Annotated in this window: 19 protein-coding genes; 3 read left to right on the top strand and 16 right to left on the bottom strand. The window is 38.6% G+C overall.

All coding sequences use genetic code 11. The features are described from left to right. Positions 1-158: 158 nt before the first annotated feature. Positions 159-1,298: an endonuclease gene (locus MHI57_RS19560; protein WP_340977918.1), complete on the top strand. Its 1,140-nt coding sequence runs from the start codon at positions 159-161 to the stop codon at positions 1,296-1,298. A gap of 69 nt (positions 1,299-1,367) precedes the next feature. On the opposite strand, the gene MHI57_RS19555 is transcribed toward MHI57_RS19560, so the two are convergent. From MHI57_RS19555 to MHI57_RS19495, 13 genes are all read right to left on the bottom strand, one after another. Next, entirely contained in the window at positions 1,368-2,510 is a 1,143-nt protein-coding gene (locus MHI57_RS19555; RefSeq protein ID WP_340977916.1) for an MFS transporter, read from the bottom strand. A gap of 166 nt (positions 2,511-2,676) precedes the next feature. Further along, positions 2,677-4,068, bottom strand: a complete 1,392-nt coding sequence (locus tag MHI57_RS19550; protein ID WP_307315005.1) for a sodium/glutamate symporter — start codon at positions 4,066-4,068, stop codon at positions 2,677-2,679. Positions 4,069-4,350: 282 nt separating this feature from the next. Continuing rightward, positions 4,351-5,352 carry an ABC transporter substrate-binding protein gene (locus MHI57_RS19545; protein WP_340977913.1) on the bottom strand — a complete coding sequence of 334 codons (1,002 nt, stop codon included), beginning with the start codon at positions 5,350-5,352 and terminating at the stop codon, positions 4,351-4,353. Positions 5,353-5,398: 46 nt separating this feature from the next. Beyond that, positions 5,399-6,250 carry an ABC transporter permease gene (locus tag MHI57_RS19540; RefSeq protein WP_340977911.1) on the bottom strand — a complete coding sequence of 284 codons (852 nt, stop codon included), beginning with the start codon at positions 6,248-6,250 and terminating at the stop codon, positions 5,399-5,401. A gap of 3 nt (positions 6,251-6,253) precedes the next feature. Beyond that, positions 6,254-7,033 (bottom strand): ABC transporter ATP-binding protein, encoded by a 780-nt coding sequence (locus MHI57_RS19535; protein WP_328199784.1) that lies wholly within the window; start codon positions 7,031-7,033, stop codon positions 6,254-6,256. Between the two features lie 459 nt (positions 7,034-7,492). After that, positions 7,493-8,017, bottom strand: coding sequence for a hypothetical protein (locus MHI57_RS19530; protein WP_340977909.1), 525 nt, complete (start codon positions 8,015-8,017; stop codon positions 7,493-7,495). A 75-nt stretch (positions 8,018-8,092) separates the two neighbouring features. Then, positions 8,093-8,629: a hypothetical protein gene (locus MHI57_RS19525; RefSeq protein ID WP_340977908.1), complete on the bottom strand. Its 537-nt coding sequence runs from the start codon at positions 8,627-8,629 to the stop codon at positions 8,093-8,095. A gap of 365 nt (positions 8,630-8,994) precedes the next feature. After that, positions 8,995-10,647: a gamma-glutamyltransferase gene (gene ggt / locus MHI57_RS19520; protein ID WP_340977905.1), complete on the bottom strand. Its 1,653-nt coding sequence runs from the start codon at positions 10,645-10,647 to the stop codon at positions 8,995-8,997. After that, on the bottom strand, positions 10,644-11,819 hold the full coding sequence (locus tag MHI57_RS19515; protein WP_340977904.1) for an amidase: 1,176 nt from the start codon (positions 11,817-11,819) through the stop codon (positions 10,644-10,646). The genes ggt and MHI57_RS19515 overlap by 4 nt, the downstream gene beginning before the upstream one ends. 27 nt (positions 11,820-11,846) lie before the next feature. Continuing rightward, positions 11,847-12,497, bottom strand: a complete 651-nt coding sequence (locus tag MHI57_RS19510) for a GntR family transcriptional regulator (RefSeq protein ID WP_340977902.1) — start codon at positions 12,495-12,497, stop codon at positions 11,847-11,849. A gap of 125 nt (positions 12,498-12,622) precedes the next feature. After that, positions 12,623-13,201 (bottom strand): hypothetical protein, encoded by a 579-nt coding sequence (locus tag MHI57_RS19505; RefSeq protein WP_340977900.1) that lies wholly within the window; start codon positions 13,199-13,201, stop codon positions 12,623-12,625. A gap of 397 nt (positions 13,202-13,598) precedes the next feature. Further along, entirely contained in the window at positions 13,599-15,494 is a 1,896-nt protein-coding gene (locus MHI57_RS19500) for an endonuclease MutS2 (RefSeq protein WP_340977899.1), read from the bottom strand. Between the two features lie 385 nt (positions 15,495-15,879). Next, positions 15,880-16,848 carry a tRNA dihydrouridine synthase gene (locus MHI57_RS19495; protein WP_322910221.1) on the bottom strand — a complete coding sequence of 323 codons (969 nt, stop codon included), beginning with the start codon at positions 16,846-16,848 and terminating at the stop codon, positions 15,880-15,882. A gap of 209 nt (positions 16,849-17,057) precedes the next feature. Between MHI57_RS19495 and MHI57_RS19490 the strand changes: the two genes are divergently transcribed. Together MHI57_RS19490 and MHI57_RS19485 are read left to right on the top strand one after the other, a co-directional pair. Beyond that, positions 17,058-17,279 carry a cyclase gene (locus MHI57_RS19490; protein WP_322910142.1) on the top strand — a complete coding sequence of 74 codons (222 nt, stop codon included), beginning with the start codon at positions 17,058-17,060 and terminating at the stop codon, positions 17,277-17,279. A 117-nt stretch (positions 17,280-17,396) separates the two neighbouring features. After that, the gene (locus MHI57_RS19485; protein WP_322910143.1) at positions 17,397-18,032 is read left to right on the top strand and encodes a DUF998 domain-containing protein; all 636 of its coding nucleotides are present in this window, start codon (positions 17,397-17,399) and stop codon (positions 18,030-18,032) included. A gap of 28 nt (positions 18,033-18,060) precedes the next feature. Here MHI57_RS19485 and MHI57_RS19480 read toward each other — a convergent pair whose 3' ends face one another. From MHI57_RS19480 to MHI57_RS19470, 3 genes are all read right to left on the bottom strand, one after another. Continuing rightward, positions 18,061-18,198, bottom strand: a complete 138-nt coding sequence (locus tag MHI57_RS19480; protein WP_340977896.1) for a hypothetical protein — start codon at positions 18,196-18,198, stop codon at positions 18,061-18,063. Between the two features lie 232 nt (positions 18,199-18,430). Next, a complete protein-coding gene (locus tag MHI57_RS19475; RefSeq protein WP_322910145.1) occupies positions 18,431-18,712 on the bottom strand; it encodes a hypothetical protein in 282 nt (93 codons plus the stop codon). A 9-nt stretch (positions 18,713-18,721) separates the two neighbouring features. Further along, positions 18,722-19,111 (bottom strand): SHOCT-like domain-containing protein, encoded by a 390-nt coding sequence (locus tag MHI57_RS19470; RefSeq protein WP_322910146.1) that lies wholly within the window; start codon positions 19,109-19,111, stop codon positions 18,722-18,724. Positions 19,112-19,117 lie beyond the last annotated feature (6 nt).

The raw sequence follows: 19,117 nt of genomic DNA, 5'->3' as shown, positions 1-19,117 counted from the left end.
TAAATTCCCTCTAAACAAGTTCTATTCTCCTGCAAACAAGTCGAGTAGATTTTCTTATTTTTATCAATGCCTCCTAAATTTACTTATTATTAAAAATATTTTAACAGAAAAATGGTAAGATGAAGCAGAATACAATAAAAAAATTAAAGGAGGATAATATGGGTAGATTCTTTAAGTTATCAATTGTCGCTTTTCTCGTTTCCTTTTCTACTCTATCATTCGATTCTTCGCAAACATCTGCTGCTACCTTACCAGTATCACAAGCCATCGACAGGCAAAATAACACTATACAATCGGTGGAAGGCTATATAGTAGGTAAGCCTACCTCAGCCAATACAGTAATTACTGGCAACTATCCAGATGATTACTCCTTAGCTATTGCTGATTCTCGCACAGAAACAAATACTGCTAATATGCTTTATATTCAGATTCCCTCACAATTCCGCACACAGTTCGGCCTTAAGAGCAACCCCGAATTACTTGGTGAGAAGATAACAGTAACCGGCAATCTCACAGCGTACTATTCACATCCTGGATTGAAAAACACAACTGAAATGATCAAACAATCCGAAGAAGAGGAACCTGAAGGACCTGATGAGGAAAATAATGCCCCTGGTTCTTATTATGATTCTGCTACTGGAAAAACAGGCGAAGCATTAAAAACCGCGTTACACAATATCATTGATGACCATACCGAAATTTCGTATAGTGCCGTTTGGGAAGCATTAAAGGCAACGGATGAAGATCCAAATAATACGAATAACGTCATCCTTTTATACACTGGCAGATCACAAAGTAAATCAACGAACGGTGGAAATCCAGATGAATGGAACAGAGAACATGTGTGGGCTAAATCGCATGGTGATTTCGGAACATCTATGGGCCCTGGAACAGACCTACATCATCTACGCCCAACAGATGTATCAGTGAATGGCTCTCGCGGTAACAAAGATTTTGATAATGGCGGCTCTCCACAAGGTGAAGCACCTGATACCTATACGGATAATGATTCTTGGGAACCACGTGATGAAGTAAAAGGGGATGTCGCAAGAATGATTTTCTATATGGATGTCCGTTATGAAGGCGACAGTGGGGAACTGGATTTAGAGGTGAATGACCGCGTAAGCAACGGTTCAGCTCCATATCACGGCAAACTCTCAACCTTAATTGAGTGGCATAACTTAGACCCTGTAGATGACTTAGAACGACAAAGAAATGATATTATCTATAATGACTATCAACATAATCGTAATCCATTTATCGATCACCCTGAATGGGTTGAAGAAATTTGGAATTAATTAAGGAAAAGAAAAGCAGTCTTCAATTGTGACTCTAAGAGTCTCAATTTGAAGGCTGCTTTTTTATTTTCATTTACCCTTTTGCTTAAATGCGGCCAAGATAATGAGCAAGGCGATGCATGTAAAACCTCCAGCCATAAGAGGGTTGATCTCCACATGATATTGATCGATGATGATTCCACCAACAGTTGAACCAATAGCCATACCAACATGAACCCCTGAATTATTTAAACTTTGTTGAATATCAGATGTTTCTGGCGCAGCAGATACAAGATAGCTCTGGATAGCGGGCTGCAAAGACCAACTTAATAAATTCCATAACAATAGTGCACAAATAAACAAAGCAAGAGAAAACTGCAAATACGGGATAAGGATAATCGTAACAATAAAAGCAGAAAGTACGATGATAATAGATCGTTTCGCACCTAAGCGATCCGTAATCTGCCCACCTAAAAAACTCCCACACACAGCAACGATACCAATAATAAGGTAAATCAAACTAAGCGAATTACCAGTAATACTCATCGTCTCACTAAGAAAGGGTGTTAAATACGCATATAGACTCATATGACCGGCAAAAAAGAGAATCGATGTCAGTTGAACGAGTACAATCTTTCTATTTTTTAATGCTTTCAACTGTTCCTTTAAAGGTAAACCTCTTTTCGCCTCTATTGGACCTAATGCAAAATAAACAACAATCATGATGATTAATGTCAGAATCGAAATAAACAAGAACGGCGCTCTCCAGCTAAATTCATTACCTAACCACAAACCGAATGGAATCCCAAAAACAAGGGACGCACTGACCCCCATCAGTACAATACCAATCGCTCTCGCTCGATATTTCTCACCACTAATTTGTGAAGCAATCGTGAGACATAATGAAATAAGAAGAGCCGCACACATAGCCGATAATACTCTTCCAACCAACAAAGATACATAACCATCCATAACGACGATCATTAAATTAGATAAGAAGAAAACAAAGAGAACGAATAGAAATAACCGCTTTCTCTCTATCTTCGCTGTTAAAGATAATAGTACAGGACCAGATATGGCAAAGCTTAAAGAAAACAAGGAGATTAACATTCCCACTTCACCAAGCGACACACCTAAATCAGTTGCAATAAGTGGCAAGATGCCCGCAATAATTAACTCAACCAAACCGACAATAAAAGTAATTATGGTTAGTAAATACACTCTTTTATCCATCTGACCTTCCCTCCACGCAAAAAGGCAGCGCTCCCTATAAAAGCGGGAGGCGCTGCATTCAAACATATTCTATGCGAATTCGCTAACATGACGCCCATAGCCATGTCGCCATTATTCATTTATAAACAAAAATAATTTATCATTTTGTACATGGATTGTCAATCACTCACTTTTTCTTCTTACCAAACACTTTTACACCCATTATCCAAAAAATAATCATTAAAATTGTACTGACAATTAATACAGGAATTGCTCCAAACTGAATAATAAATGGAACGGCTGCAGCTGTAATAAGCCCGCCACCTACCATCGGTTCAAATACAATTTGTTTATAGCCAAAGGCATTGAGTGCTGGCGATTTGTTCTCTGGATCGACTGTTTTCATTAACATAATTCCTGTTGCCGCCACACCTGTAGACTGTCCGAAATCTCCCAATCCTCGTTCAAACCAATACTCAGGTATCATACGAGGACCTAGATATAAGAATAACCCTACATTCAAGACAATTCCAGCAATCGCTAAAATAATGAACGGAATGAAATTCTCACCAATAACCTGTAGACTAAGTGAAGCCATCGCACTAATGATTAGGAAATCAAGAGCTACACCTTGAATACGATTAATTAATTCGCGATCAACCAATTGATAACGATCAAATTTGGATAAGAATAATTGTAACAATATTCCTCCTATCATGGCGAACGGAAATAATGGAACATATTCAAATAAATAAACACCTATAGCTTGCCCATAAGTAACAGCCTCAAGCCATTGAAACGCTTCCAATAATAAAAACCCAATAAAAATAGATAACCCAACAAATCCAATATGAAGCGTTAACGGCTCAATAGACATCGGCGAAGTTGTTTGCAAACCCGCTGATGAACGATTATCGACTTTAATAATACCTGACTGCTCCTCTACAGAAATCTCATCAGGGTGACTCAATGTTTTAGATTTGCCATTACGTGCTCCCCAATTGATTAAAATCATCCCTACGATGATACCTGCAAGAATACCGACTGTCGACAAACCAATTGCCAAATCATAACCTTCTTCAAAACCTAAAGAAGTAAATGTCCCTTGTAAACCCGCGGCTGTTCCATGCCCACCAACAAAGGCAATCTCAATTAAGGCGCCTGCAGCAGGACTAAGTCCAAAAAGAGGTGTAATGATGGTGATAGCAAGTAAAATACCCACTACATATTGGGCAAAAGAGAGTGTATAACCTAAAGCAATATGCGGCCCACCAATCCGCCACATTTTTTGGGGATTAGGTAATTTAAACCCTATAAAAAGACACGCAAAAACAATATTAATTAAAAGACCCGGCAGACTAGCCCAAACTTCGACCATCTCAGATGTAAAAATTCCACCTTCAAGTCCAAATAGCCTTCCTAGTATTTCTGGTCCTAATATAAGTGCAATAAAACCCGCAATTAATGATGTTGGTAAAAACAACCTTTGAAGTAATTTCACTTTAATTCTTACCCATTTACCAAGCACTAAAATAATCGCCAGGATAAGAACTGAAAAAGCTGCAATCGTTAAGTCCATTTATTCATCCCCTTTGTATTTCATTTAATTTCCCCATTTTTCTTCTAAGGAAACCTATAGAGAGTGACCCGTGAATTATACTACATGCCGAATAAACTTGTCACACGAGAGGATAAATAAAAAAATTCCATCTATTCAGAGACAACCGAAGTACTACCGTTTCCAAAAGAGAGCTAAATAAAAGAAGGGCTATTGTGGGCTTTTTCCATACAAACCGTTTGAGGAGAAACAGCAAAGAAGAGTAAGTGATTCGATATCACTCACTCTTCTTTCGGCCGCCATTTACTTGTCGGGTAAAAACGCTGTTGTAAAGATTTCTTCTGCAGCGAACTTCTCATCCACCAATCCTAAATCATATAGCTGGTCAATCAGCGTCCCCCAACGCTCTTCTGACATCGTGCCGATTCCATTTTCAGCTGCGTCCATTCCGTAAACAAACTCTGCTTGTGATTCTGCTTCAAATTTTAGAGAGGCAAGTTCTATGTCTGGATTATCTTTTTGAATCAACTCATTGATTTCTTCATATGAACCTTCGTATAAATTCCATCCCTCTATAAAAGCAGTCGTAAAAGCTTCAACCGTTTCTTTATTGTTTTCCAAGTAATCTTTTGTCACGTATAAGACAACATTATAAGGATCATAACCTGCGTCCGAAACTAATTTCGTTTCTACATCAATCCCCTCTAATTGCATAAAGTAAGGTTCTGATGTTAGGAATGCTTGTGTAACAGAATCCTTCTCATCAACAAAGTTCACATGTTGTCCGGAATATGCCAATTCTTCGACACCACTGAGATCATATTGTGTTTTTAAATACTCCCAGTATACAATGCCCGGCTGCACATAAACTTTTCTTCCATTTAACTCAGCAAAGTCAGCAATACCCTTGCCTTTATGAAACATAAATGCTTGCGGACTCCCTTGCATGACGGTAGCTACAGCGACTAATTCAATGCCTTCGTTTCTAGCCATCACAATTTGATCGCCATGTGCTAAACCAAAATCAACCTTTCCAGATGCGACCATATTAATTGAGGATACTTGTGGTCCCCCAGGTTCAATCATTACATTTAAGCCATTTTCTTCAAAAAGACCATTTTCCTCTGCGGCATAAACACCCCCATGCTGTGCTTTGGCAAACCAGTTTAAGACTAATTTAACATCCTTTACCTCTCGCACTCCTTCTTCTACAGCACTATTCGATTCTTCTCCTCCACAAGCAGCGAGTACAATCAATACTAAAACACTTAAAATTACCCATTGAACAAGTCGATTTGATTTCATATCTCTTCCCCTTTTTATCAAAATATTCAGTTATTTTAACATGCATTTACCTTTCCGATTTTATCGCTGATTCATGCCAAGACCGTAGCAATAAACGGGATACCCAGCTTACTAATAGATAAAATCCGATACCAAAAATAGCACCTGATATGGCACAAGCAAATAGATAAGGTGTTTTTAACTGAACAGCAGCAACAGTTATCGCATAACCTAATCCCCCTTTTCCTCCACCGATTCCAGCAATATACTCTCCTGTAATCGCTCCAACAATTGCTAATGTACAAGAAACTTTCAAACCAGAAACAATGTATGGAAGAGCAGCTGGAATACGAAGCTTCCACATCGTTTGCCATTTAGAAGCATTATATAATGTGAATAAATCACTCATATTTTTATCAACCGAATGCAGGCCCATCAAAGTGTTGGATACGACAGGAAAAAAGCCAATTAAAAAAGCAATCATTACGATGGAGTTAAAACCTGATCCAAACCAAATGACAACAATTGGAGCAATCGCCACAACTGGAATCGTTTGTAATATAACTGCATATGGATAGAGGCTAATTTCTAGTATTCTTGAACTGGCCAATAGCACGGAAACAGCAATACCAATGACCGCACTTAAGAGAAAACCAATTACTGACTCAAAAATAGTTATTCTAATCGCTGGCCATAAGAGATGCCAATCTGTAATGGCAACAGTGAGGACATCGGTTGGTTTCGGTAATAGAAAAGGTTGAATTTGCAGAATCGTAGGTATGAGTTGCCATAACCCCATAAAGACAAGAAACGCGATTACTGGTCCAACAATTGAGCCTTTTAGATAGTTATTTCTCTTTTTATTTGTTTGCTCTAGAGGACTTGTGATTGTTTTTGATGAAGCAGTTTGAATCGCCATTCATCAAGCCTCCTTTCTACCCATGCTATGCTCTAAACTTTTAGCTGCTTTGTCTACATATGCATTAAATTGGTTGTTTACTCGGTTTCGTGGATACGGTAAATTCACATCAATCATGGTAGCTAACCTTCCCGGACGTGCGGACATAACGGCAATTTTTGATGAAAGATATACAGCTTCATAGACATTGTGTGTAACAAATAAGATGGTTGCTTTCTCTTTTTGCCATATTTGCAAAAGATCCATTTGCAATGTTTGTCTAGTCATTTCATCTAACGCAGCAAACGGTTCATCCATTAACAATAATTTAGGCTTAGCAGCAAGGGCTCGAGCAATGGAAACCCTCATTTTCATGCCCCCAGAAAGTTGGCGAGGATAAGCGTGCAAATAATCCTTTAAGCCAACCATCTCTAACACCTCGACTGCGCACTCTTTTCTTTTCTCTTTATTAATCCCCCGTATCTCAAGGGGAAGAAGAACATTATCAAGCACAGTACGCCATGGAAGTAAGTTAGCTTCTTGAAAGACATAAGCAATGTCATTCGAATGCTTGATTACATCCTTAGGACTTTGGTTAAAAACTTTCACTCGACCATTTGTCGCCTCCCCTAAACCAGCAACCATTCGTAAGGCAGTCGATTTTCCACAACCAGAAGGACCTAGAAAACTAATAAACTCTCCATCTGCTATTGATAAATCAAACTGACTCAAAGCCACTGTTCCTGACTGATACACTTTATCAACATGTTGGAAAGAGACAACTTCTTCCTTAACTACTTCCATGTCACACCTCTCCTTTTCAATAGGAAATAAATCACATTTGATGTCACAAAAACTAACGTGAATTTTATACTCTCATTATATATGGTACCTTTCTTATACACATTAGACAGACAGTACAAACTTAAATATTATTTTTGTCTATCATGACTAAATTAAGTTTTTTATTGTAAGATTATCTAACAAAAAAAAAAAAAAGAAACTAATGTTATAGGCGGCCCAAAAGGTTCATCGTTTATTACTCATCCTTTTGGCTCTTGAAGTCTGTTACAGGCGAATGTGGCAATATCTTGAGCTTTAACTTAGCCTGAACTCGCGCCAATATAAAATCTGATAAAAAGAAGTAAAAAGGCTTTAAAATCTCGCTTTTAATGTCTAACTTACGAAGTACATATTGGAATATGTAGGTATATTGGTGCTGTATGCAGTTCTTCTGCTCTTTTTTGGTTTTTGCGTGTATATTCAGCTTGCGCGCAGTTCTTCTCCTCTTCCTCTTGGCTTTTGCGCGTATTTTCGATTTGCGCGCAGTTCTTCTGCTTTTACTCCTGGCCTTTGCGCGTATTTTCGGCTTGCGCGCAATTCCTCTGCTCTTCCTCTTGGCTTTTGCGCGTATTTTCGGCTTGCGCGCAGTTCTTCTGCTTTCCCTCTTTGCCTTTGCGCGTATTTTCGATTTGTGCGCAGTTCTTCTGCTTTTACTCTTGGCTTTTGCGTGTATATTCGATTTGCGCGCAATTCCTCTGCTCTTCCTCTTGGCTTTTGCGCGTATTTTCGATTTACGCGCAGTTCTTCTGCTCTTCCTCTTGGCCTTTGCGCGTATTTTCGATTTGCGCGCAGTTCTTCTCCTCTTCCTCTTGGCTTTTGCGCGTATTTTCGATTTGCGCGCAATTCTTCTGCTCTCCCTCCTGGCTTTTGCGCGTATTTTCGATTTGCGCGCAATTCTTCTGCTCTTACCCCTGGCCTTTGCGTGTATATTCGGTTTGCGCGCAATTCTTCTGCTCTTCCTCTTGGCCTTTGCGCGTATTTTCGATTTGCGCGCAGTTCTTCTGCTTTTCCTCTTGGCTTTTACGCGTATTTTCGATTTGCGCGCAGTTCTTCTGCACTTCCTCTTGGCTTTTGCGCGTATTTTCGATTTACGCGCAGTTCTTCTGCTTTTCCTCTTGGCCTTTGCGCGTATTTTCGATTTGCGCGCAGTTCTTCTGCTTTTCCTCTTGGCCTTTGCGCGTATTTTCGATTTGTGCGCAGTTCTTCTGCTCTTCCTCTTGGTCTTTGCGCGTATTTCCGATTTGCGCGCAGTTCTTCTGCTCTTCCTCTTGGTCTTTGCGCGTATTTTCGATTTGCGCGCAGTTCTTCTCCTTTGACTCCTGGCCTTTGCGTGTATATTCGGTTTGCGCGCAATTCTTCTGCTCTTCCTCTTGGCCTTTGCGCGTATTTTCGGCTTGCGCGCAGTTCTTCTCCTCTTCCTCTTGGCTTTTGCGCGTATTTTCGATTTGTGCGCAGTTCTTCTGCTCTTCCTCTTGGCTTTTGCGCGTATTTTCGATTTGTGCGCAGTTCTTCTGCTCTTCCTCTTGGCTTTTGCGTGTATATTCGATTTGCGCGCACTTCTTCTGCTCTCCCTCCTGGCTTTTGCACGTATTTTCGATTTACGCGCAGTTCTTCTGCTTTTACTCCTGGCCTTTGCGTGTATTTTCAATTTACGCGCAGTTCTTCTCCTTTTCCTCCTGGCCTTTGCGCGTATTTCCGACTTACGCGCAATTCTTCTTCTTTTCCCATCCCTGTTGCGCGTAAATTCAATTTGCACGCAATAATCTATTGTAACTTGAGACTTATGCGCAAATATCATTCACACAGCAAATTTTGAGCAAATTCTCATTTTCACTGCAACTAAAAAGGTCTTTACCATCAATAAAGATGATAAAGACCTTTTTTCAGCGACCTCTTTATTCGCCAGTTCTTGCTCTTATCTACTAATATCCACTGGCAACTCCATCACCGCGAGGATCGGCTCCGCCATATTTTACACCAGTCTGTTGATTAATTTGAATAGCACCTGCATGCCCCATTACATCTGTGAAGTCTTCTAATACTTCTACTTCATGTCCTCTTTTCTCGAGCTCTAAGCAAATGGATGCACTTATTCTTCCTTCTACTTTCAAGCTGTTAGATGTTGCGCCCCATGTTCGGCCATATAACCACCTCGGTGCCTCAATGGCTGATTGAATCGAAAAATTGTAATCTATTATTCTCGTAACAAGAGCCGCTTGTGTTTGTGGTTGCCCTTCCCCTCCCATCGTTCCATAAATTAAATAAGGTTGTTCATTTTTAAATAACATCGCAGGATTTAATGTATGATATGTTCGCTTTCTTGCTTGCAGGCAATTGATATGACTTTCGTCCAAAGAAAAATAACTGCCTCGATTTTGCAGTACGATACCTGTATTTTTCGGAATAAAGCCTGATCCGAACTCATGATAAATACTTTGAATAACCGAAACTGCGTTGCCTTCTTTATCAACAACACCTAGCCAAATCGTATCCCCCTTAGGATCAAGTTGTTTTTCAAATGCCCTTACGCTAGTAAAATCAATTGATTCGGCAAGTTGGATTCCTCTTCTCAGAGACAATATTTCATCTAAAGGGATCGTAGCAAAATCCGGGTCAGTCAAGTATTGATCACGATCAACGAAAGCCCGCTTTGTTGCCTCCGCTAATAAATGATAATAGTCAGCAGAGCCTTCTTCTACGTCTGATAGTGGAAATTGATTCAAAATATTTAAGATGGATAATGATGCAAAGCCCTGAGAATTAGGTGGGACATTGAATACTTGATGATTGCGATAACGTACAGAGATTGGTTCTACCCAATTGGACTGATGATGCCTCAAATCGTCAATGGTTAACACTCCCCCGTGAAGTTGCAGGTCAGTGGTCATCAACTTCGCTAATTCACCTTTATATAAAAACGAACCACCTTCCGCAGCTAACCCTTCTAATGTTCTTGCTAAATCAGGCTGTTTCATAATGTCACCGGCCCGATAAGAAAGACCATTTGCTTGTAAAAAAACCTTTTGAAATTCAGTAAAACGTTGGAGATGACGGAACTCATTATCCTTGTCATCTAAATTGAGATTAGTCCAATACACTTGACTAGGAGTGACAGGAAATCCATCTTTGGCATAATGAATAGATGTCTGCAATAACTCAGACCATTCAACCGTGCCATTCATATGATTCTGTGAATATTGATAGGCCTTTTCCCAACCAGCGACTGCACCAGGAACGGTATTGGCAGCCAAAGCCCCTCTTGAAGGAATCTTGCTATAACCTTGTTGTTGATAAAACGGGATTGTTGCCCCTTCGCCCGAACGACCGCTACTATTTAATGCCTTTAATTTTTTTTGCTTCGCATCATACACAAGCCAGAAATTATCGCCACCAACCCCATTCATATGAGGGTAAACAACACCAATGGTGGATAATGCAGCAATTGCCGCTTCCACCGCGTTACCGCCAGCTTGCAATACCTTCAATCCCGCTTGAGAAGCTAAATAATGTGGCGTTGTGATCATTCCATTTGTCGCCATCGTTGTTGGACGGTACGATTGTTTGGAACTACTCATCTTTTCACCTTCCTTTTAGCAAACATCATTTCCCTAACCCATTTAATGAGAGCAATATCTTGGTGGTGATTGGCGATAAAAGAGAGGCCTATTGGCAGGCCGTCTTTATTTTCAAACGGAATTGTGACCTGCGGAAGGCCTGTTATTCCCGCGATACAAGTGAGTTGCATTAACTGGTTTCGATATTGTTCTAACTCTTCACTTGGTAAATTTTTCAACGGGGCAACGCCTGGTGCCGTAGGAATGACTAAGATACCATCCTCTTTAAGTAGCGATGAAAGCTGACCTCTAATTACATTTTGTTTTCCCAGTAGTGCTGGAAGTTCACTTGGATTTAAAGTGGATGTCCATTGAAACCTTTCGGCGATACCAGGTCCGAAAGTTGGGCGCTCCTCGTTAATCCATTCACCATGCGCTTGCCAGATTTCCGTTCCTTGAATGAGTCTAAACAACTCTGACCATTTTGCTAATCCATCAGCGGCAATGTTTACAACTTGTTTAGAGACACCTTTTAAACTGTCTAGCAATATTTCTTTGTTTTCTTCATCAATTAGCTGCCAAGCCTCTTCTGCAAAATAGACATGCGAAAAAGGGTTATCTTTTACTTCCTCATTACTTATCAGCACTTCTCCTACCTTTAATAAGGTATCTAAGTTTTGCGACATCCAGCCGATTGTGTCCAAGCTTTTAGCAAGCGGAATTACACCATTCATATTTACTTCCCCATGCGTCGGACGGAATCCAAAAATTCCACAGTAAGAAGAAGGAATACGGACAGATCCACCTGTATCAGTACCTATTGCAAAATCTACAAGTCCTGATGCAGCTGCAACAGCTGAACCGCTCGATGAACCTCCAGGAATACGGTTAGGCGAACGAGGATTAACCGGTGTACCGTAATGATAATTTTCCCCGTTTAAACTGTACATTAGTTCATCCGTATGTGTTGTACCTTGCAGGCGTGCGCCATTTTTTAATAAGGATTCTATAACTGTTGCATGTTGTTGTCCGGGTTCGTGGGTATGATACCAATGAGGATTTCCTGCAGTATTTTTGTAATTCTCGATTTCAAAAACATCCTTTATAGCAAACGTCAACCCATTAAGCGGACCACTACCTGTTGGTTCCAGTATAAGATTATCTTTCACAAAGGCACTTGCATTTTCTTTCATTCTTTTTCACCTACTCTATGTAATTTGCTATTTTTCTAGTTTTTCTAAGATTGCTTCTTTTGTTTGGTGAACATGAAGCGTTAATACATGGTGTAATGTTGCAATATCCTTTTTAATGAGTGCTTCTAGCAATTGCTCATGTTCTTTTTGAGAGATAATTAAATAGTCTAGTTTGGTAGAGTATATATTCATATATGGCTCCACCCTTCCCCAGACAATACTCAACATCTCAAGCATCGGTTTCGACTGGGCATACGTATATATCAACGTGTGAAACTGTCTATTTAACTCATTCCATTCCGCCGGTGATGTCAGTTTCCTTTCCATCTCCAATACTATTTCGCTTAACCTAGCTAACGCTACACTATCAATATGTTTATACGACCATTCCAAGGCCATTTTCTCTAATGTTAATCTAATTTCGAATAATTCAATTAATTCTTGCGATGAAAGCTGCCTAACAAAAATACTCCTCCGTTCAAAATGGACAAATCCTTCTGATTGTAATTTATTTAATGCTTCTCTAACCGGCATTGTACTGACATTCAATTGGTAGGCTAATTTTCTAATAGAAATTCTTTTACCTGGCGGGAATATACCATTCATGATGTCTTTTCGGAGACGCTTATACACTTCTTGAGATAATGTGGGGACAGTAATTACTTCGCTTTTACGCATTTATGGGATCGTCACCTCCTTTATGTGATATGTGATCACAGTTATAGCTTCTATGATACCTATCACATAGAGAGACGCAATGAATCTGTTAGAAAATATGACAAGGAAAATTTAAAACCCATTCACTATATTGAGACAAAAAAAGAATCTTCTCCTTCAGGTTGTTCTATTTCCTTATACAAATACTCTTTCAGCTTCCCTTCATATTCAACCTGTATAAAGGGGATATTGCGGAGATCATACGGAGTGATTAATGATACCGGTTTTTCAAATTCGATGCTTTCAGTAGCGTGGATGACTGAAGCTACAAACTGAGAACAGAAGAAAGCTTTTCTCCTTTTCAAAGGTTTATTAAACAGCACACCAAATAGACCAAAGAGATTATAACGATAATCCTCCTTTTCGGATTCGATTGTAGCAATATATTGTTCCATTTTCCTCAGTTCTTCATTATTTACTGTGAAAGAATAAATGATGCAATCCGCATGTTTCAACAACCCTTTGTTAATATTCTCTACTACAAACCCACCGATAAAAGGATTCCGTGGCTTTTTCCTGCCAAAACTATATACTTTTGCTAATTCATGATCAAAGGCGATAGATGCATGATTATAACTTCTCTTTGTATAGATTTTTATCAATTTCGTAAAGTACGTACCTGTATCTGTTAGTAAAATATAAACCTTTTTGTTACTTAAACCCATAACCGTCTCTCCTCTAGCCAACGAAGGAAATATAAACAAATCCCGATAGCCACCATTTTTTCCGATTGCTTAAGCTAATCATACAAATGGAATCGTGACTGATTAACTAGCTAGAGTCTAAAGTTCCGCTAGGTCTTTGGTCGTAATTCATCAAACGATACCTTTTCAGTTATTGGATGCTTCTTAGGAATGCATGGAGTGAGGGTGCGGTAATGAAGATCAAATAGCATCAGATTTCGCCTATATACCATTTTTTGAACATGTGCGATTTCTCTCTGGATGAACGCGCTAATTCCTTTGGCTCAGCTCACTTCCTTAAACTCCTCACCATTTTAAGTTGTTACTAAATATGAAAACCCGAATCCTTATATATGGACTCGGGTACATCAATATTGTTTTATTTTTTCCGCATTTCCTTCTGAATTTTCCGTAAGGCTTTCTTCGAACCGCGGTTAATATCGTGTTCCAATTTCCTTGTAGCGAAATCAGTGAATAAGGTTTCTAAATCGTAACCTTCTGGATATAGTTCCTGTGCTGGGAGATTTAAGGTAATTCGTTTTACATTTACTTCAACCATTTCTCCTTTATAGTAGACCACAACATTATAGAATTGATCCATTTCTTTGTAGATAATCGCAAAGTCATTATGATCCAATAGTTTTACTCTGTCACCTTTTTTATAATCATATTTTGCTGTAATTGCTTCGACCTTGTGTTTAGGCTGACGTACTTTATCTGGATTCACTTGCTTTAGTTGATAATCTTTATTCTCCATATAAGCTTCTGCTCGCTTTAATACGGATTCTTTCATATTCATTTTGCGAGAAATCCATAATGCGTTGCTATCTCCTGATTTCCCGATAACTAACTGATACAACGGTGATAAAGTTTCCTGATCGAATTGCATCGCTGCGTTCATAAAATCACTATGCAATTCTGAATAACGTTTGATTTCCCCATAATGGGTTGTTGCAATGGTTAGACAGCCCATATGATAGAATTCCTCTAGTATCGCAATTGCAAGTGCTGCTCCTTCATTCGGTTCAGTACCACTGCCAATTTCATCAAATAATAAAAGAGTACGATGATTGGAGGCGTTCATGATTTCCGACAAGTTTTTCATATGTGATGAAAACGTACTTAATGCATTTTCTATACTTTGATTGTCGCCAATATCAACGAAAATATGTTCAAAAATGGCGATCTCCGTTCCCTCTTTTGCCGCAATATGAATTCCTAACATCGTCGCTAAAGTTAATAACCCAATTGTTTTTAATACAATTGTTTTTCCACCGGCATTAGGTCCGGTAATGATTAAGCTTCTATAATCTTTACCAATCTCAAACTGAAGGGGTACGGCATCTTTCGGCAACAAGGGATGCTTACCATTCACTATTTTAATATAGCCATGATCATTGACCTTTGGCTGTATGCCAGTAATATGCTTACTATATTTCGCCTTCGCAAATACCATGTCATACTGGCTAATTAACTCCATATTTACTTTTATCTTTTGTAACTCTTCTACTATCATCCCAGATAGTGTCGCTAATATTCGATATTCCTCCATCTCTTCTTCTACTTTAAGGCTTGCTAATTCTGCGCTCAACTTCGAAACGGTCTGTGGTTCGATAAATACAGTAGAACCTTTCGAAGACACTTCAATAATGGCACCTGGTACTTGACCTTTATAAGAGGCTTTAATTGGAATTGTATATCTGTCATCTTTTTTACTAATAAAGAACTCTTGGATATACTTCTTATTCGTCCCATTGTTTAAAAATTTATTTAAACGCTCGTTAATTTTTTCTTCTGTCGCTTCTTTTTTAAAGCGGATCTTTTTTAACTCTCTACTAGCTGACGAATCAATTCGACTGCCTTTAATCGTAAAATTGATCTCTTCCTCTATTGTCTTCATTTCAGACATCGACTGAGCATAAGAAGCAAGCGTTGGTGCGAAAAACTCTTTGCTTTGCATGAATTGTTTGATTTTGCGACAGCCTCGTAAAAAGTCAGATAAACTAACTAAATCACTCGGTTGCAAAATAATGTCCTTATCAAGTGAATCGATAATGCTTTCAATGTTTGTAATACCTACAAAAGGAATATGACCCTCGGCATCTATGATTGCTCTGGCCTCAGTAGTTTCCTGTAAGCGGTTGTTCACCACTTTTATATTTGTACTCGGTTCTTGTTTGTCGATTAACCTTTTACCTAAACCGCTCACACAATAAGATTGCACAATTTGTTTTAGTTCATTATATTGTAGTTTTTCAAATGTCATATTATTCAATTCCGATGCTCCTCACTCATTTTTTAATTGTGAAGACACCTACTTATTAGATTCCAAAGATTTCAAACAGAAAAAGCCGCAGGGATACCCCGCAGCTTTTACATTTATAAGGCAAGAAGACGTCATGAACCATAGCATAGCTATCCCTGTTCATCACATGCTTTATAAAGTATAGTAGGTATCTTCATAGGTTGAAATCAATCCATAACAAATAGCAGGGAATCATTAAGAATTTTTTCCCCTTTTGTTATTACATTCATTTCAAATTTTAATTGCCTATTTAGAACCTACTGCACTCATAAATGCACCTCTCCAAATTCATATGGAATCTAATTACCAGTATCATATCATATCGATAAAAAGAAGTAAACATTCATCTTTTGTCTTATGAATGATTTATTCTGTCAAAATCATCAAGTAACGCACGTGCTTCATCAGTTGACTTTGTATTCATTAACTGATTTCTTAATTCTCCCGCTCCTTTAAAGCTTCGAACATAAATTTTGAAAAAACGATGAAGGCCGGTATACGGGCGCAGCTCCAACCCTGCATATTGATCATGAAGATCGAGATGCAATCTTAATAGGTCCAATAATTCTTTACTACTATGCTCTTTCGCTTCCTTTTCAAAAGCAAATGGGTTTTTAAAAATACCTCGGCCAATCATTACACCGTCAATTCCGTATTTTTCTGCCAGCTCTAATCCCACTTGGCGGTCAGGAATATCACCATTAATTGTTAACAGCGTATCAGGAGCTACCTCATCACGGAGCTTTTTAATTTCTGGAATCAATTCCCAGTGTGCGTCTACCTTACTCATTTCTTCTCTCGTCCGAAGATGAATCGAGAGGTTGGCAATATCTTGTTTTAAAATATGCGTGAGCCAATCACGCCATTCGTCGATTTCACTATAACCGAGCCTTGTTTTTACACTAACAGGCAGTCCCCCTGCTTTTGCCGCAGCAATCAGCTCAGCAGCAACATCCGGACGACAAATCAATCCGCTACCTTTACCGTTTCCAGCAACATTCGGCACAGGACAGCCCATATTAAGGTCAATGCCTTTAAATCCTAGTTCCGCCATACCAATACTCATTTCACGAAAATTCTCAGGTCTATCTCCCCATATATGCGCCACCATCGGCTGCTCATCCTCTGTAAAAGTCAAGCGACCACGAACACTTTTTTGTCCATCAGGATGACAATAACTTTCCGAATTTGTGAATTCAGTAAAAAACACATCTGGCCGTGCTGCCTCACTAACGACATGACGAAAAACAACATCCGTCACATCCTCCATCGGTGCAAGCACAAAGAATGGGCGTGGCAACTCACGCCAAAAATTTTCTTTCATCATGTATTCAATCCTCTCACGGTGAGATATCTATTTATCAAATATACCTTCTTCACTTATAGCATGTTTACACACTGCTTTTCAAACAACAGTTAATTTTGACATTTATAGTTTATCATATCGGGGAATAAGATGGTTTGTATAAGAAGGTCACTTTATGCCCCCTAAACGAATATGAATAAAACAATAATAAGGGAGGGGGCAATATAATGGATAAACGCGTACAATTCGACTTCGAAATAGAATTTACCAATGGGGGAGGCTTACAAGGACAAGATTTTCGCTTGGATATTGACGAAGATACGATTTCAGATGAAGATCTGGCGGACTACATTGTAGAAGATATGAGATTGTTAATGGTGGAAACAGTGAAAATACTAAATAAAAAAATCATTCACGAAAAACATAAACGTATGAAAAGCGAGGAATAGTGTGGCCACTTAACGCTTTTCAGCCTCAAGCCTTAAACCAATATACACAAATAGCCCATACCATTTAGGAAATAATGGATATAAAATATACATAAACTTTCTCTCAGGAGGAATCTCATGTATATATCAAAAAGAATAGGCTTCTTAAGTTGGGGGATGACTTGCCTATACTTTCTTATTGAACCTTTCTTCATTTTTACCTCAACAGCGTCTTATAGCTATTTACATCATGCTATGAGTGACCTTGGTGTAACTACCTGCGGTGAATTCACTTATGCATTCGCACCTTATGAAATATGCTCCCCTCATCATGTGGGAATGAATGGACTCTTTTTGTTTAACGGATTAACCTTTTGTATCGGAGTACTATATCTCTCCCAATATTTGTGCAAATCATTGATTAATCGAATGTCAACATCGTTTATCCTTTTAATAGGCATTTCTACCTTTATCTCAGGCATAATCCCTGCTGATGTCAATTTATTAGGGCACTCTATTCTCGTATGGATCGCTATGATAACCGTATTTCCAGGCCTACTCATTTTCGCTAAGAAACTGCCAGCCATTAGAAAATGGACATATTTTTGCACAGGAAGCTTAATATCTATTACTATTCTGATTTCCCTTGTTCCACTCTTTCCTCTCCCTTCAGGATTACTTCAAAGGCTCTTTTATTTCATATTGTTTATTTGGGGAACAGTATCCACTTATCTTTTAATAAAGCGTTCTAAATCTTTGCCTGCGTCAAACTAAGATGCAGGTTTTTCTTCAAACATCTTCTCTATTTTTTATTGCTTTTATACTTCATTAAATTACGGAATAGTATCACAAACCCAATAATAATCAAGCCAATCACTACTGCGAGTAGGACGTAATACATAAAGATAATAAACATTTCCGTCTCTTTACTCCATTCCACACCAATACACCGTCCTTTATTTTTACTTCTTCTCCTCTGTTAGATTAAGAGTCGTTTTACATATCATCTATATGATTAGTATGGCGATTAGATTTATTTAGGAGGAAGTTATGGGTATAACCTTTTTTATTAATTATTTCTTTTTTTAGTTACCAATTTTCATAAATTCTTCTTTACCCTGCTAACACATAAAAAAAAGGAACTGGAATTAATATAACCACTTCCCTTAAAGTTACAGTCTCACCTTCACTTCAGTTCCATCATTCGCTACTACATCTACTAATACCAAGCCCTTATGACTCTTCATTTCTTTCAGAATAGGTTTCAGCCATTTTTTATCCATTTGTGGGATGATAAAATCAACTTCTTTCTTTTGCAGTTGTTGATTGATTCCCGCATATACATGCCGTTGAAACACTTTGGATAAAAGAATAGAGCACCCAATATTCAATGCAGCATGAGGAACTGGAATCGTTAATCGCATACCTTCTGTTCTCACCGTAATTTTCAGCATAGGATGTCACTACTCAATAAAGATTGAAACGGTATCTCCGTCTGCTGACTTCACATCAACAATTTGGCCGTCCAATTCATTTTCTATCGCTTCGATAATTAAGTTAATATCAATATCTTTCACGTATTTCGCAGACTCAGGTATACTCGCTGCAATATTATGCCCTGCTAACAACACCACTTTGACAAGTTTGATTGGTAGATTAACTGTGACATTATCATTTTCAGCTGATTTTACACGGATTTTGAGTACTTTTTCCATATACTTACTTGATGATTCGGGCTGCTTACTTTCTTTCTCTTCCTTCTCTTTTAACACCTGGATCAGCTCTGCCCCTTTATCGGCATCTATTTTTCCTTCTTGCACCATCGTTAACACTTTTGTGATTTCCTCTTTCATACCAAT

The organism is Cytobacillus sp. FSL K6-0129, assembly GCF_038007625.1.
Taxonomy (GTDB): domain Bacteria; phylum Bacillota; class Bacilli; order Bacillales; family Cytobacillaceae; genus Cytobacillus; species Cytobacillus kochii.
The sequence above is the reverse complement of the archived record's forward strand: the minus strand, read 5'-3'. Positions and strand labels throughout refer to the sequence as shown.

What these genes read in the sequence shown, in the direction of transcription:
- MHI57_RS19535 (WP_328199784.1), bottom strand. Translation starts at nt 7,033, where the DNA reads ATGGAAGTAGTTAAGGAAGAAGTTGTCTCTTTCCAACATGTTGATAAA.
- MHI57_RS19475 (WP_322910145.1), bottom strand. Translation starts at nt 18,712, where the DNA reads ATGCTGAAAATTACGGTGAGAACAGAAGGTATGCGATTAACGATTCCA.
- MHI57_RS19485 (WP_322910143.1), top strand. Translation starts at nt 17,397, where the DNA reads ATGTATATATCAAAAAGAATAGGCTTCTTAAGTTGGGGGATGACTTGC.
- MHI57_RS19550 (WP_307315005.1), bottom strand. Translation starts at nt 4,068, where the DNA reads ATGGACTTAACGATTGCAGCTTTTTCAGTTCTTATCCTGGCGATTATT.
- MHI57_RS19470 (WP_322910146.1), bottom strand. Translation starts at nt 19,111, where the DNA reads ATGAAAGAGGAAATCACAAAAGTGTTAACGATGGTGCAAGAAGGAAAA.
- MHI57_RS19555 (WP_340977916.1), bottom strand. Translation starts at nt 2,510, where the DNA reads ATGGATAAAAGAGTGTATTTACTAACCATAATTACTTTTATTGTCGGT.
- MHI57_RS19515 (WP_340977904.1), bottom strand. Translation starts at nt 11,819, where the DNA reads ATGAAAGAAAATGCAAGTGCCTTTGTGAAAGATAATCTTATACTGGAA.
- MHI57_RS19510 (WP_340977902.1), bottom strand. Translation starts at nt 12,497, where the DNA reads ATGCGTAAAAGCGAAGTAATTACTGTCCCCACATTATCTCAAGAAGTG.
- MHI57_RS19495 (WP_322910221.1), bottom strand. Translation starts at nt 16,848, where the DNA reads ATGAAAGAAAATTTTTGGCGTGAGTTGCCACGCCCATTCTTTGTGCTT.
- MHI57_RS19505 (WP_340977900.1), bottom strand. Translation starts at nt 13,201, where the DNA reads ATGGGTTTAAGTAACAAAAAGGTTTATATTTTACTAACAGATACAGGT.
- MHI57_RS19540 (WP_340977911.1), bottom strand. Translation starts at nt 6,250, where the DNA reads ATGGCGATTCAAACTGCTTCATCAAAAACAATCACAAGTCCTCTAGAG.
- MHI57_RS19490 (WP_322910142.1), top strand. Translation starts at nt 17,058, where the DNA reads ATGGATAAACGCGTACAATTCGACTTCGAAATAGAATTTACCAATGGG.
- ggt (WP_340977905.1), bottom strand. Translation starts at nt 10,647, where the DNA reads ATGAGTAGTTCCAAACAATCGTACCGTCCAACAACGATGGCGACAAAT.
- MHI57_RS19545 (WP_340977913.1), bottom strand. Translation starts at nt 5,352, where the DNA reads ATGAAATCAAATCGACTTGTTCAATGGGTAATTTTAAGTGTTTTAGTA.
- MHI57_RS19560 (WP_340977918.1), top strand. Translation starts at nt 159, where the DNA reads ATGGGTAGATTCTTTAAGTTATCAATTGTCGCTTTTCTCGTTTCCTTT.